The 13,581-nt window shown below is 72.1% G+C and carries 13 protein-coding genes, 1 other RNA gene and 1 pseudogene; 2 read left to right on the top strand and 13 right to left on the bottom strand.

All coding sequences use genetic code 11. The features are described from left to right. The 7 genes and pseudogenes from MT994_RS10285 to MT994_RS10255 all read right to left on the bottom strand — a co-directional run. Positions 1-224 (bottom strand): annotated as a pseudogene (locus tag MT994_RS10285) (glucosamine-6-phosphate deaminase); the annotation flags it as partial. Further along, positions 224-1,252, bottom strand: a complete 1,029-nt coding sequence (locus tag MT994_RS10280) for an ROK family protein (protein ID WP_354806122.1) — start codon at positions 1,250-1,252, stop codon at positions 224-226. The pseudogene MT994_RS10285 and the gene MT994_RS10280, both read right to left, overlap by 1 nt. A 1-nt stretch (position 1,253) precedes the next feature. Beyond that, complete coding sequence (locus MT994_RS10275; RefSeq protein WP_021481374.1) at positions 1,254-2,186, bottom strand: carbohydrate ABC transporter permease; 933 nt, start codon at positions 2,184-2,186, stop codon at positions 1,254-1,256. Beyond that, positions 2,183-3,139 (bottom strand): sugar ABC transporter permease, encoded by a 957-nt coding sequence (locus MT994_RS10270; protein WP_021481373.1) that lies wholly within the window; start codon positions 3,137-3,139, stop codon positions 2,183-2,185. Before MT994_RS10270 ends, MT994_RS10275 begins: the two co-directional genes overlap by 4 nt. Before the next feature lie 156 nt (positions 3,140-3,295). Then, positions 3,296-4,606 (bottom strand): extracellular solute-binding protein, encoded by a 1,311-nt coding sequence (locus tag MT994_RS10265; protein WP_354806120.1) that lies wholly within the window; start codon positions 4,604-4,606, stop codon positions 3,296-3,298. A gap of 210 nt (positions 4,607-4,816) precedes the next feature. Then, the gene (locus tag MT994_RS10260) at positions 4,817-5,977 is read right to left on the bottom strand and encodes an ROK family transcriptional regulator (RefSeq protein WP_354806118.1); all 1,161 of its coding nucleotides are present in this window, start codon (positions 5,975-5,977) and stop codon (positions 4,817-4,819) included. Positions 5,978-6,090: 113 nt separating this feature from the next. Beyond that, positions 6,091-6,981, bottom strand: a complete 891-nt coding sequence (locus MT994_RS10255; RefSeq protein ID WP_354806117.1) for a PfkB family carbohydrate kinase — start codon at positions 6,979-6,981, stop codon at positions 6,091-6,093. A gap of 132 nt (positions 6,982-7,113) precedes the next feature. Here MT994_RS10255 and MT994_RS10250 point away from each other — a divergent pair, with 132 nt between their 5' ends. Beyond that, positions 7,114-8,091: a DUF4349 domain-containing protein gene (locus tag MT994_RS10250; RefSeq protein WP_354806115.1), complete on the top strand. Its 978-nt coding sequence runs from the start codon at positions 7,114-7,116 to the stop codon at positions 8,089-8,091. Beyond that, on the top strand, positions 8,084-8,431 hold the full coding sequence (locus MT994_RS10245; protein ID WP_354806114.1) for a hypothetical protein: 348 nt from the start codon (positions 8,084-8,086) through the stop codon (positions 8,429-8,431). The genes MT994_RS10250 and MT994_RS10245 overlap by 8 nt, the downstream gene beginning before the upstream one ends. A 63-nt stretch (positions 8,432-8,494) precedes the next feature. On the opposite strand, the gene ssrA is transcribed toward MT994_RS10245, so the two are convergent. From ssrA to ftsE, 6 genes are all read right to left on the bottom strand, one after another. Then, positions 8,495-8,861: a transfer-messenger RNA gene (gene ssrA / locus MT994_RS10240) on the bottom strand. Positions 8,862-9,009: 148 nt separating this feature from the next. Further along, complete coding sequence (locus tag MT994_RS10235; protein ID WP_021482408.1) at positions 9,010-9,423, bottom strand: hypothetical protein; 414 nt, start codon at positions 9,421-9,423, stop codon at positions 9,010-9,012. A 119-nt stretch (positions 9,424-9,542) separates the two neighbouring features. Next, positions 9,543-10,013, bottom strand: a complete 471-nt coding sequence (gene smpB, locus MT994_RS10230; RefSeq protein ID WP_021482407.1) for an SsrA-binding protein SmpB — start codon at positions 10,011-10,013, stop codon at positions 9,543-9,545. 201 nt (positions 10,014-10,214) lie between these two features. Beyond that, complete coding sequence (locus MT994_RS10225) at positions 10,215-11,612, bottom strand: peptidoglycan DD-metalloendopeptidase family protein (protein WP_354806112.1); 1,398 nt, start codon at positions 11,610-11,612, stop codon at positions 10,215-10,217. A gap of 1 nt (position 11,613) precedes the next feature. Next, the gene (ftsX, locus tag MT994_RS10220; protein WP_021483124.1) at positions 11,614-12,525 is read right to left on the bottom strand and encodes a permease-like cell division protein FtsX; all 912 of its coding nucleotides are present in this window, start codon (positions 12,523-12,525) and stop codon (positions 11,614-11,616) included. A 5-nt stretch (positions 12,526-12,530) separates the two neighbouring features. Beyond that, positions 12,531-13,460: a cell division ATP-binding protein FtsE gene (ftsE, locus tag MT994_RS10215; protein WP_354806111.1), complete on the bottom strand. Its 930-nt coding sequence runs from the start codon at positions 13,458-13,460 to the stop codon at positions 12,531-12,533. Positions 13,461-13,581: the final 121 nt, after the last annotated feature.

Here is a 13,581-nt window from a genome sequence, read left to right as displayed (position 1 = left end):
TGATCGACCGGCAACCCCACGTACTCGTCCAGCATGAACGCCCGCACCCCCGCGAACGACAACCCCTCCTGCACATGACGCCGCACCAGCTCGTCGTACACCTTCAACGGCGACGACCCCGTCGCCAACCCCAGCACCGCCCCCGGCCCCGACCGCACCACCGCCTCCACGGCATCCGCAGCCAGCACCGCCAACCGCTCCGCCGGAGCGATCACGACCTCCATCACAACACCTTTCGACGGCCGACGAGAGCAGCGCCCACGGCGGCGACCGGGACGTCCGACGGAGCGAGGGAGACCCGCTCCGACAGACGCAACGAGGACAGGAAGGGGGACGTGCTCGACTGCGCGTCGAGCGCGTCGCGGACCGCGTCCAGCAGCGGCTGGCCCAGCGCGGACACGCCGCCGCCGAGCACCACGTGGCGCACGTCCACCGTCAGCTCGAGGATCCGGACGGCGGAGGCGACGGCGGACGCGAACTCGTCCTTGATCCGGATCGCGTCCGGGTCGCCCGCGGCCGCTGCCTCGAAGAGCTCGGCAGGGGCCGGCCGGCCGTGGCGCGACGGCCAGCGCGCCGACACGGCGGAGCCCGACGCGTAGACCTCCACGCACCCGCGCTGCCCGCACGCGCACTCGGGGCCGCGCGGGTCGATCGGGATGTGCCCGATCTCCCCCGCCGCGCCGCTCACGCCCCGGCGCAGCTCGCCGCCGAGCACGATGCCCGCCGCGAGCCCGGTGCCGAGCGCGAGGAACGCGAGGTCCTCCCCCTCCGCGCCGCGCAGGTGCGAGGCACCGAGGGCGGCCACGTTGAGGTCGTTGTCGACCTGGACCGGGACGCCGCCGAGCTCCGCGGACAGCGCCTCGGCGAGGGCGAAGCGTCCGCCCTCGATGCCGAGGTTCACCGCGTGCACGACGGAGCCGTCGGCGGGATCCACCAGCCCGGGGACCCCGACGCCGACGCCGTCGACGTCCGCGAGGTCACCGCAGGCGCGGCGGACCACCTCGCGGACCGCGCGCGCCGCGCTGGACACGACGCCCTCCGGTCCGCGCACCGTCGGCAGGCGCAGCGTCTCGCGCGCGACCCCGTCCGGGCCGAGGAAGGCCGCGAGCACCTTGGTGCCGCCGATGTCGAGGCCCACCGCGCTGCCCGGGCCCCCGGGACCGCGCCGTGACGCGGTCCCGGGGCCGGGGCGTCCGGCCAGGGCTGCGGCCGCCTCGCCGTCGAGCGAGGCAGCCGTGCTCAGGTCGCTCACGTCAGCCCTTCACCGCACCCGAGACGAGGCCACCGGTCATCCGACCCTGGACGATGAGGAAGAACACCACGGCCGGGATGGCGATGAGCACCGAGCCGGCCATGAGCGCGCCCCAGTTGGTCGCCTGGGTCGCCTGCTGGAAGGTCCGCAGCCAGACCGGCAGCGTCATGGCCTCCGGGCGCTGCATGATGATCAGCGCCATGACGAACTCGTTCCACGCCTGGATGAACGCGAAGACACCCGTCGCGACCAGCCCGGGGGCCAGGAGCGGGAAGGTGATCTTCCAGAACGCCTTGCCCCGCGAGCACCCGTCGATCATGGCGGCCTCCTCGAGGTCCGCCGGGACGCCGTTGACGAACCCGCGCAGCGTCCAGATCGTGAAGGGCAGCACGCCGGACACGTAGACGATCCCGAGCCCGACGATCGTGTTGAGCATCTGCCAGTTGTCGATGATCCGGAAGATCGAGATCATCATCGCCTCGCCCGGGATCATCTGGACCACGAGGATCGCGAGGATGAACGTCCGGCGACCCTTGAACCGGAAACGCGTCACCGCGAGCGACGCGAGGAAGCCGAGCACCATGGCGATGACGAGGGTGAAGAACGTCACCGTGAGCGAGTTGCCCATGGCCGGGATGAACGGGGCCCGCGTCTCGTCCGTGATCGCCGTGACGTAGTTGTTCAGCGTGAAGACGTCGGGCGTCGGGAAGAACTTCAGCTCCGTCCCGCGCACGAGGCTCGACGGCAGGAACGACGTGTTGATCATCCAGTAGACGGGGAAGACCGACGAGACGAAGACGATGATCGCCAGGATCGCGTAGCCGACGTTCGCGAGCTTCTTGCGCTGCTTCTCGCGGCTCACGCGAGGGGCGGTGCCCGCCGCGGGGGAAGCGTGCCGGACCGCGGCGCGGGGGGTGGTCTGGACGGTGCTCACAGTTCTTCCTCCCGGACCGTCTGGCGCACGTAGTAGAACGAGATGCCGAGCATGATGAACACGAAGATCACCGAGATCGCGCCGGCGAGACCGTAGTGCCCCTGGGCCATGCCCATCTGGTAGATGTACACGCCGATCGTGTTCGTCTTGTCGCGGTCGCCACCGACGCCCTGGAGGGCGTAGATCTGCGTGAAGACGCGCAGGTCCCAGATGATCGACAGCACGATGAGCACCGTGATGATGCTGCGGACGTACGGGACCATGATGAGCCGGAAGCGCTGCACCGGCGTGGCGCCGTCGAGCTGGGCCGCCTCCAGGACCTCGCCCGGGATCTGCGTCAGTCCCGCGTACATCGTGAAGGCGACGAACGGCACGGCGCCCCACACGATGACGATCGTCGCGATGAGGAAGAACTGGAGCGGGTTGAGCAGCCACGAGTGGCCCATCCAGTTGTCGCCCGTGATCGCGGTCAGCAGGTTGTTGATGACACCGTACTGGGTGTCGAAGATCCAGCCCCAGACGATGGTCGCGGCGAGCGCCGGCATGGCCCACGCCAGCAGCAGCCCGACCGAGACCAGCAGGCGGAAGCCCTTGCCGAGACGCATCATGAGCAGCGCGATGAGCGTGCCGAGCACCATGGTCAGGACGACGCACGCCACCATGAACAGGAAGCTGCGCAGGAGCACGGTCCAGAAGCCGTCCACGTCGGTGAGGACCTGGACGTAGTTGTCGAAGCCGACCCACTCGGCGGGCTGACCCATGAGCTGGGCCCGCTCGTACTTCTGGAACGACATGATGACGAGCCGCACGAGCGGGTATCCGACGAGGATGCCGAGCACGACGAGGCTGGGGACGAGGAGCGTCCACGGCAGGATCGGTGGACGCCGCTTCTTGGGTGGCCGCACGGGCGCGCCGGAGCGCTCGGTGCGGGGTTCGAGGGTGGTTGAGCTCATTTCCTCACTCCGTCAGGGGTTGCGCGGTGGTGCGCAGGCGACGTGCCTCCGGGGCCCGTCATGGGAAGGGGTGGGGGCTCCGGCGAAGGAGTCCCCACCCCTGACGGCTCGAGCCTCCGACGGTGCCTGGCGGTCACCAGGCACCGTCGGACCGGCTCAGCTGTTGAGGATCGACTCGATCTTCGCGTCGAGCTCCTCGGCGACCGTCTGCACGTCATCGCCGTTGGCGAGCTTCGTGAAGGCGCTCTGGAGCACGTTCTGCGCCTCGACGTCGGCCCACTTCGGGGACGCCGGGGTGAGGCGAGCGTTCTGCGCCGCCTCGACGCCCGCCTGGGCGATCGGGTTGTCCTGCGGCACCTCGCTCGCGAGGGACTTCTTCGCCGGGATCATGTTCGCCTGGGCGAGGATCGTCTGGTACTCGTCGCTCATCATGATCTCGAACGCCTTGTACGCGAGGTCCGGGTTGTTGGACTTCGCCGCGACGGCGATGTTCGAGCCACCGGCGAACACGGCCGCCGGCTCACCCGCGGTCTTGCCGGGCAGCGGGAACGCCGCGAGGTCGGAGCCGTAGGTCTCGAGGCACCCGGGGGTGGTCTTGGGGTCCTCGGGCGTGGCCGAGGTCTTGATGGTGCCGGCGATCCACGTCGGGGCCGACACGTAGGCCACCTGGCCCTCGCAGAACGGCACCTGGAGGTCGGTCTCCTGACCGTCCTTCGGCGCGAGCGACGCGTTCGTCATGAGGTCCTGGACCTGCTCGAGGCCGGCGAGGCCGCCCTCCGAGGAGAACCCGGCCTCCCACTCGCCGTCGTCGTTCTGCTCGGCGATGAAGCCGCCGTTCTCCCAGACGAAGGGCAGAGCGTTGTACCAGTCCTGGCCGGGCCAGTAGACGCCGGAGACCGTGTCCGTCTTGAGCGACTTCGCGGTCTCGACGTACTCGTCGAGCGTCGTCGGGACCGGGGTGGAGCCGGTGACCTGCGGCGTGTAGAACACGGCGCGCGAGCCGGCGTAGTACGGCAGGGCGTAGTGCTTGCCCTCCCAGTCGCCGGCCTCGACGAAGCCGCCGAGCAGGTCGTCGCCGCCGAGGGACTGGAACTCGTCCTCGGTGATCTCGCGGAAGAAGCCTGCGGACGTGAAGGCCGGGGACTGCGTGTTGCCGACCTCGACGATGTCCGGGCTGTCGGAGCCGGAGAGCGACGTGGTGAGCTTGTCGACGAGGCCGGTCCAGGACTGCTCCTCGATCGTGAGGGTGCTGCCCGGGTTCTCCTCCTCGAACGTGGTCTTGAGGTAGTCGCGCGCGGCGTCGGGCGTGTCCGACCCGTTGAGCCAGACGCGGATGTCGCCGGAGGCGGACTCGCCGTCGCCGGAGCCGTTGTCGTCGCTCCCGCCGCCGGTGCTGCAGGCGGTCAGCGCGAGCGCCAGGGTGATCGTCGACGCCACGGAGGCGGCGACGAGACGGTTCCTCTTCACTGGGTGCTTCCTCTCGGTGATTCTTGGTGGTGGCGGCGATGCCCCCACCGGAGGTGTGGCAGGAGTCCTGCGTAATCGAGCGTGTGCAGGGGTGCTGCTGTGTTATTGCGTTCCTGGGGGTGCTGCACTGGGGGTCCCAGGAGGTCGTGAGGGGCGGGTCGTGGCCCGCGCCCCGGTCGGGCAGGGCGGGTCAGGCGGAGCGTCGTCGGCTCACGAGACCCCCAGCTGTCCGGAGAGGACGAGGACGGCGGCCCCAGCGAGGACGACGTCTTCGTCGAGCGTGGCCATCCGCACCTGCAGCCCGCTGCCGATGACCGGCATGGTGCGGGAGCGGATGGTCTCGAACGCCGACTCGCGCAGGGGGCCGTCGAGCAGGTCCGCAGGACCGCTCACGAGCACCTCCGCGAGGTTGAGCGCACTGACGACAGGGGCCAGGGCGATGCCCAGCGTCCTGCCCACCGACGCCAGCACGGCGTCGGAAGCCTCGGTGTCGAGCCCGTCCACCGCGCGGCGCAGCGCCGGCACGGACAGGACAGTCTCCAGGCAGCCGCGGCGCCCGCAGGCGCACGGCTCGCCGTCCTCGACCACAGTCACGTGGCCGAGCTCGCCGGCGGCGTCGGCGTGCCCGTGCACGCGCGCGCCGTCGACCATGATGCCGGCGCCCACGCCCTCGCCCACCGTGAGGACGAGCAGGCCGTCCCCGGCCGCTCCCCCAAACGTGAACTCACCGAGCGCGGCGATGTTGGCGTCGTTGGCGACGTGGACCGCGAGCCCGAGCCGCTCCGTGAGCTGGGCCGCGAGCGGGACGTCGTACCAGCGGCGGTTCGGCGCCTCGATGACGCGGCCCTCGGCGTCGACGACGCCGGGCGACCCGATCCCCACGCCGATGACCGGCTGGGTCGCGGACGCGATGAGGCCGCGGCAGAAGCGCATGAGGAGGTCGACGAGCTCGGTGCCGGTGCGGCCGTCCACCGCGAGGCTCTGCCGCACGACGAAGTCGCCCGTGAGCGTGACGACGGCGCCGCGCAGGACCTCGTCGTCGGTGAGGTCGACGGAGACGATCTGGTACGCGCTCGTGCGCATGCCGACGAGGATCGCGGGCTTGCCCACGCGCTGCCCCGGGCGGACGCCGAGCTCCTCGACCAGGCCCTCGGCGATGAGCACGGAGACGAGGTCGGAGATGGTCACGCGGGTGAGGGAGGTGGCGCGCGCGAGGTCGGCGCGCGACGTGGGGCCCTCGTGGAACAGGTGCTGCAGCACGAGCGACCGGTTGTGGGCCCGAGCGTGCTCGGGGAGCACCTTGGAGGTCGGCCTGAGCCCTGTGCTCAGTCGCCTCCTCGGTGTGCCGGTGCCGGTGACTGCCGTTGTCATGTTTGTTAGTAGACTGCCTTTACTAAGTGGCTGTCAACTCTCTCCCGGCTTCGTGACCGAAATGTAGCCGAGGAGGCCGCGACCCGGGACCTTGGTCCCACGGCCCCCGCGCGTCACGACGTCGCGGCGATCCAGCCCCGCGCGCCGGCGTGCTCGACCGAGCGGGACGCGACCAGCGCGGCGTCCTCCAGCGCCGCGCGCCACGACGACCCGCGCGCCGCCGCCGCGGCGAACGCGCCGTGGACCACGTCGCCCGCGCCCAGGGTGTCGACCACGCGGCCTGGCCGCGGGACCGCGACCTCGTACCTCTCCCCCGCGTCGAGCACCTCGACGGGCCGCGGACCGCGGGTCCGCGCGACGAACCGAGGGCCCAGCGCGGCGACAGCGTCGAGCACGTCGTCCGTCGCGACGCCGGGCGGCCGGAAGTCCGCCGACACGACGACGGCGTCGCACAGCCCGATCATCGCGGGCGCGTCGGGCTTCCAGGAGCCCCCGTCCAGCACGACGGCGCACCCGCGCTCCCGCGCGCGGCGCGCGACCCGGAGCGCGAGCCCCGGGTGGTGACCGTCGAGCAGCAGCACGTCCCCGGGGCCGAGCTCGTCCAGCAGGTCCGCCGTGCGACCCGGCGCCGCGAGACGCGCATCGGTGAGGTCGCCGAAGCCGGAGGCGTTGGTGCTCACGACCGCGCGCTCGCCGGTCGCACGCGTGACCAGCACCGTCGAGACCGCGGGCTGCACCGCCCCGGCGACGCCGTCCGCCGCGTCGACGAGCGCGACGCCGGCGGACTCGAGCTCGGACCGCACGACCGCGGCGAGGGGCCCGTGGCCCACGGCGGTGACGAGGGTCGTCGGGACGCCGCGCGCGACGGCGGTGGCCGCGGCGTTCGCGGCCGGGCCGCCGAACGTCGCGGCGAGGGACCGCGCGACGACCTTCTCGTCGGGTCCGGGCAGGGCGTCGACGACCTGGACGACGTCGAGGGTCACGAGTCCGCAGCACACGAGCACGCGCCCATCCTCGCGCGCGGACCGGTACGTCCGCACGGCGCCGGCGACGGTCGGATCACGGACAGTTCACAAGACGGTCACGATGTGGGTGCGGCTGTCCGGTTCGCGCGGTTGGCCCCCTACCCTCGCAGCATGCGGACCACTCGCCCTCTCGCCGTCGTCGTCGCGCTGGTGCTCGGCGGCGCGCTCCTGGCCGGCTGCTCCGCGACGCCGGGCGCCGGCGACGCCGCCCTCGACTCCGGCGCGGGGTCCGAGGCGGCGGTGGTCGACGGCACCGACGCCTCGTCCGGCGCCCCGGCCGGGATCACGACCGGCGACGAGGACGCCGTGGTCGAGGCGGACCGCGAGATCGTCACGACCGGCTCGGTGACCGTCGTCGCGAAGGACCCGTCGGCGGCCGCCGAGCAGGTCGCCGAGCTCGCGGAGAGCGCGGGCGGGCGGGTCGAGAGCCGTCGGCAGTCCGAGCCCGAGGGCGACGCGCGGCCCACGGCCGAGCTGACCGTGCGCGTGCCGGCGGCCCAGACGACCGCGACCGTGGACGCGCTCGGTCAGGTCGGCGAGGTGCGCGACCTCGCGATCGAGGCGGTCGACGTGACCGGCACCGCGCGCGACCTCGACGCCCGCGTCGCGGCGCTCACCACGTCGGTCGAGCGTCTGCGGACGCTCATGGGCGACGCCGCGACGACCGCGGACCTGCTCGCCGCCGAACAGGAGCTCACGACGCGCCAGGCAGAGCTCGAGTCGCTCCAGTCGCAGCGCGCCGCGCTCACGGACCAGGTCTCGATGTCGACGCTGCACGTCACGGTCGTGCAGGTGGTGCCGGCCGAGCAGCTCGCTCCCGGCGGCTTCCTCGGCGGTCTGCAGAACGGCTGGAACGCTCTGCTGACCACGCTCAACGGCCTGGTCGTCGTCCTCGGCGCGCTGCTCCCGTGGCTCGTCGTCGTCGGCCTCGTCCTGCTCGTCGTGCGCTGGGTGCTGCGCCGGGTGCGCCGTCGTGCGCAGGACGGCGGTGCTCCCCCGGCCGACGACGGCGGCACGGGGCCGGACGACGACCCGCAGGCGCCGTCGTCGGGGCAGGCTCCGCTCGTCGGGGCGTCCGCCCGTGACTGAGCCCGTCGCCCCGGAGGGCACCGGTCGCGTCGCGCGCCTGTGGGCCGACGACGAGGGCACGGCCCGGCTCGCCGGCCACCTCGTGACGCGCGTGTGCACGCACTGGGACACGGTCGGGCCGCAGACGTTCCCCCGGCACGTCAACCCGGAGCCGCGCGTGCAGTGGCGGGTCCACCTCGACGGCACGGACGGCGACGAGGACCTGTACAGCGACGATCCCGGCGCGCCCCCGCTCCCTCGTGACGACGACGCCCGGCTCGAGGTGCGGGGGCGGCGGCTGCGACTCGAGTGGCTCGAGGGCGACGAGGCGGCGGCGGCCTGGGAGCGCCACGGCTGGTGACGCGAACGAGCGCCGGGACGGCGACGGCCCGCACCCCGAGAGGGGTGCGGGCCGTCGCCGCAGGGGTGGAGGTGCGGGGAATCGAACCCCGGTCCGGTGACGCCGATCGAGGACTTCTCCGGGCGCAGTCTGCTGTCGTTTTTCTCGGCCCCCGCACTCACGCAGACAAGATGCGGACGGGCTCAGTCACCTGAAAGTCCCCGCAGCCCCGGTGACGAGGACTGCGAGCAGTGGCTCTCTAGATGACGCCAGGATCCGAGTCGAGAGCTAGCTCGGGCTGACGGACTTCGGGGCTCGCTCAGGCGGCGAGGGCGAAGTCGGTGCGCTTGTTATCGGCACCTGTGTTTTGCAGACATCGTTTACGAGATAAGCCTGCATCCTCGGCCCGCTTCTCCTCGAAGCACGACCACCGTCGAAACCGATCACCCCCTGTGCAGTTGTCAAGCACTGCGCGGCGCCCGGGCGGACCCGGACCTCGTGCAGCAGGTCCAGCCTACGCGATCAACGCCGTGCCCCGCACGGATATTTCCGCGCGGCCGGGTACCGGCGGTCGTGCGCCGCCGGTACCCGCGTCGCGGCTACTTCTTCCGGCTCAGCGAGTCGACGAGCAGCCCGCCGGCGATCCCGAGGAGGAACACGTCCTTCGCGAGCCCGGTCCCCTGCTCGGTGGGTCGCACCCCGTCCTCGCGCGTCATGCCCGGCGTCTTGAGGTACATGCCGACGAGGCCGGCCGAGAAGACGCCGAGCCCGACGGCGACGAGACCGGTCGGGACGAAGGGCGCCACGAGGGCCGCGCCGAGCGCGATCTCGGCGGTCGACAGGGTCTTGGTGAACTGCTTCGGCTCGACGTCCCCGAGGAACGAGTACGTGCCGGCGGCCATCCCGTGCAGTCCCTGCGCGGTCTCCTCGTCGGCACCGCGCTTGCTCAGGCCGGAGTTGAGGATGTACGCCCCCGCCGCGAGGCGCGGGATGTACTGGCGGAGCTTGACCATGGGGCCTCCTGGTTCGCGGTCTTCGTCTCGCCCTCGACCGTACGTCGAGGGCGACGGCGTCACCAGCGGGTAGGGCCGACGTCGGGCACGGGACCGCGTGCGGGACGCCCCGCGCGGCGTCAGCGCAGCTCGCGCTGCCGCATGGCGCGCTGCGCCTCGCGGTTGTCCTGCTTCTCGCGGAGCGCCTGGCGCTTGTCGTACTCCTTCTTGCCACGCGCGAGCGCGATCTCGACCTTGGCGCGGCCGTCGAGGAAGTACAGCGCGAGGGGCACGATCGTGTGCCCCTTCTCGCGCGTCTTGGACTCGAGGCGCAGGATCTCCTCCTTGTGCAGGAGCAGCTTGCGCTTGCGGCGCGGGGCGTGGTTGTTCCACGTGCCCTCGGTGTACTCGGGGATGTGGACGTTCTCGAGCCAGGCCTCGCCGCGGTCGACCGCGACGTAGCCGTCGACGAGCGACGCCCTGCCCATCCGCAGCGCCTTGACCTCGGTCCCGGACAGGACGATCCCCGCCTCGTACACGTCCTCGATCACGTAGTCGTGGCGTGCCTTGCGGTTGCTGGCGACGACCTTGCGGCCGCTGTCCTTCGCCATCCGTGTCCTACCGTCCTTCTCTGCTGTCGGTGCTGTCGCCCGGGTGCTCGTCCGGGGCACCGTCCGTGCGTCGGCCCCGAGCCGTGCGGGCGCCCCAGCGTACGGGTGCCCGACGGCGCCCGGTACCGATTATCCCCCGGGTGCGGTCGCGCGGGGGCCGGGGCGGGTCGGGCGCGACGCCCGGAGCGCGACCCGGCCCGGTCAGCGCAGCACGGACATCGGGTCGATCGTCGACCCGTTGACGTACACCTCGAAGTGCAGGTGGCACGCCCCCGAGAGGCCGGTGTTGCCCGAGTAGCCGATGACGTCACCCTTGTTGACGGTCCGGCCGGACGACACCGCGAAGCGCGTGAGGTGGTTGTAGCTCGTCATGAGGTTCTTGCCGCCCACCGTGCCGTGGTTGACGAGCACCTGGTTGCCGAAGCCGTTGCGCCACTGGGCGTGGACGACCGTCCCGGGCCCGGCCGCCATGATCGGCGTGCCGCAGTAGGCGCGCAGGTCCGTCCCCGCGTGCAGGCGGTAGTAGCCGAGGATGGGGTGCAGGCGCATCCCGTAGCTCGAGGTCACGTAGGGCACCGCCGTCGGGTACGACAGGAAGCTCGAGATGCTGCCGCGGTCGCCGCCGGAGGACGAACCGCCACCTCCGCCGCCACCACCGCCGGAGGACGACCCGCCGCCGCCACCGCCCCCGCCACCGCCGCCGGACTGCTGGCTCTGCTGCTGGCGGCGCGCCTCCTCCTCGGCGGCCTTGCGGTCACGCTCGGCCTGCTCCGCGATGATGCCCTTGATCTCGCTCTGCAGGGACTGCTGCGCGGCCTCGTTCTCGGCGACCTTGGCCTCGGCCGCGGACTTGCGCTCCTCGATCGTCGCCTTCTTGGCCTGCTGGTCGACGATGAGCTGCTCGACCTCGGCCTTGCGGTCGGCCGCGGCCGTGCGCGCCGCCTCGGCGGCGACGAGGTTCTCGTCCGCCTGCTGCTTGAGGTCGGTGACCGTCTCGCGCACCGCCTGGAGGCGCGCCTCGCGGTTGCGCGACACCGACTCGGCCTCGAGCAGCTCCTGGAGCGAGCGGGACTGGCTGCGCGCCGCCGTCGAGGAGACGGCGTACTCCGCGATGAACTCCTCGGTGCTCTGCGCACCCGTGACGATGCCGAGGCTCGAGACGTCGCCCTGGCCGCGGTACGCCTGGCGCGCCATCTCGGCGATGCTCGACTTGGCGTCGGCCACCTCGGTCGCGCCGCGCTCGATCTCGGCGCTGATCGCGGCCTCCTGGCCCAGCGCGTCCTCGAGCCGCTGCGCGAGCAGCTCCGCCTCGCGCTGCGTCCGCTCGACCTCGGCCTGGGCCGCGTCGAGCTCGGCCTGGGCGACGGGCAGCCGCGCCTCGATGGCCTGGAGGTCGACGACGGCCTGCGCGAGCGCCGAGTCCGTGTCCTCGAGCTCGGACTGCAGCTGCTCGCGGTTGCCGAGGATCTCGGACTGGCGACGCTCCGCCGCGGCCCGGCGGTCGTCGATGTCGTCGGCGGACGCCGAGGCGACACCCCCCACGAGGAGCAGGGTCGTGGCGATCAGAGCCGCTGTCGCGCGGCGGAGGTCCCGGGTCATCTCACACCCTCGTGTGGCGGTTGAGCGTGACGACCGAGGACACGGCCGCCAGCAGGAAAGCGATCCCGACGAGCACGGGTGCGATGCGCAGCACGTCCGCCTCGTCGACGTAGGCCACCCACGTCACGGACTGGGACAGCCAGTCCGTGACGAGGTACTTCACGCCGACCCAGAGCCCGCCGACCGCCAGGACCGCGCCGAGCACGGCGGCGATCGCGCCCTCGAGGAGGAACGGGAGCTGGATGAACAGGTTCGACGCCCCGACGAGCCGCATGATGCCCGTCTCGCGCCGTCGGCTGAGCGCGGAGAGGCGGATCGTCGTCGTGATGAGCAGCACGGCCGCGAGCAGCATGACCGCCGCGAGACCGGCCGCGAGCAGGGACGCGCGGTTGAGCGCGAGGAACAGCGAGTCGAAGATGCGGCGCTGGTCCTCGACCACCTCGACGCCCGGCCGCCCCGTCACGACGTCGTTGACGACCTCGTAGTTCTCCGGGTTGGTGAGCTTGAGGCGGAAGGACGCCTGCATGTCGTCGACCGTGAGCTGCGTGCCCAGGTACCCGTCGGGGTAGCGCTCGGTGAACGCCGCGAACGCGTCGTCCTTGGACTCGAAGTAGACCGTCTGGATCTCGTCGCCGAGCTCCGTGTCGAACAGGTCCTCGATCGCCGCGATCTGGTCGGGCGTGGCCTCGCCGGCGGCGCACGTGGGCGACGGCGACCCGGCCGGGCAGAGGAAGACGGACACCTCGACCTTGTCGTACCAGTCGTCCTTGAGCTTGCCGATCTGCGCCTGGAGCAGCAGCGACGACCCGACGAACGTGAGCGAGACGAAGGTGACGAGCACGACGGAGACGGCCATGGACACGTTGCGCCGCAGGCCCTGGCCGAGCTCCGCGAGGATGAACTGGAGTCGCACGCCGCTCACTCCCCCGCCGTCGCGTCGACATGGCGACGCGTCGAGCGTCGCCGGGGCAGCGGTGGCCGGCCCGACGCGTCGACCGCGGGCGTCGCGCCGGTCGCCGGCGTCCGGTCCGGCGCCTCGGCCGGGTCCTGCGCCGAGGACGGCGCCGGGTCGGGCGCCGCGGACGGGCGTGCGGTCCGGCGCACGACGGCGGTCGGCGCCGACTCGGGCGCCGGTCCGGTCGCCGGGTCGGGGATGACCTGGCCGCGCGCGCCGTACGAGCCGTGCGCCTGGTCGCGCACGAGCGTGCCGGTGTCGAGCTCGACGACGCGGCGGCGCATCTGGTTGACGATCTCCTCGTCGTGCGTCGCCATGACGACGGTCGTGCCGGTGCGGTTGATGCGGTCGAGCAGGCGCATGATCCCGAGGGACGTCGTGGGGTCGAGGTTCCCGGTCGGCTCGTCGGCGAGCAGGATCGGCGGGCGGTTGACCATGGCGCGCGCGATGGCCACGCGCTGCTGCTCACCACCGGAGAGCTCGTGCGGGCGGCGCTTCTCCTTGCCCGCGAGGCCGACCATCTCGAGCGTCTCGGGCACGGTGATCGCGATGGTGTGACGGGGCTTGCCGATCACCTGGAGCGCGAACGCGACGTTCTCGAACACGGTCTTGTTGGGCAGCAGGCGGAAGTCCTGGAAGACCACCCCGATCTGGCGGCGCAGCTTCGGGACGTTCCAGCTCGACATCGACCCGAGGTCGCGGCCCGCGACGAAGACCTTGCCCTTCGTCGGGCGCTCCTCGCGCAGGACGAGGTGCAGGCACGTCGACTTGCCGGAGCCGGACGCACCGACGAGGAAGACGAACTCGCCGCGCCGGACCTCCAACGACACGTCGTCGACGGCCGGCCTCGCGCCGCGCGCGTAGACCTTGGTGACGTTCTCGAAGCGGATCACAGCGGCACGTTCCTCGGGTCGGGGGTCGATCCGTGGACGAACGGGGTTCGTCGCACGATCCCGAGGGTAGGCATGCGTCTGCGGCCCGGCGGGGCGGACACGCCGCGCCCGGGTGCATCGA

The organism is Cellulosimicrobium sp. MI9406 (genome assembly GCF_040595865.1).
In the GTDB taxonomy this organism is placed as follows: Bacteria; Actinomycetota; Actinomycetes; order Actinomycetales; family Cellulomonadaceae; genus Cellulosimicrobium; species Cellulosimicrobium funkei.
Note: the sequence above shows the minus strand (reverse complement) of the source record. Positions and strands in the feature narration are given on the sequence as shown.

Bases quoted from the DNA above. Each gene is read 5' to 3' on its own strand.
- MT994_RS10260 (WP_354806118.1), bottom strand. From the start codon at position 5,977: ATGACAACGGCAGTCACCGGCACCGGCACACCGAGGAGGCGACTGAGC.
- MT994_RS10250 (WP_354806115.1), top strand. From the start codon at position 7,114: ATGCGGACCACTCGCCCTCTCGCCGTCGTCGTCGCGCTGGTGCTCGGC.
- MT994_RS10225 (WP_354806112.1), bottom strand. From the start codon at position 11,612: ATGACCCGGGACCTCCGCCGCGCGACAGCGGCTCTGATCGCCACGACC.
- MT994_RS10270 (WP_021481373.1), bottom strand. From the start codon at position 3,139: ATGAGCTCAACCACCCTCGAACCCCGCACCGAGCGCTCCGGCGCGCCC.
- smpB (WP_021482407.1), bottom strand. From the start codon at position 10,013: ATGGCGAAGGACAGCGGCCGCAAGGTCGTCGCCAGCAACCGCAAGGCA.
- MT994_RS10235 (WP_021482408.1), bottom strand. From the start codon at position 9,423: ATGGTCAAGCTCCGCCAGTACATCCCGCGCCTCGCGGCGGGGGCGTAC.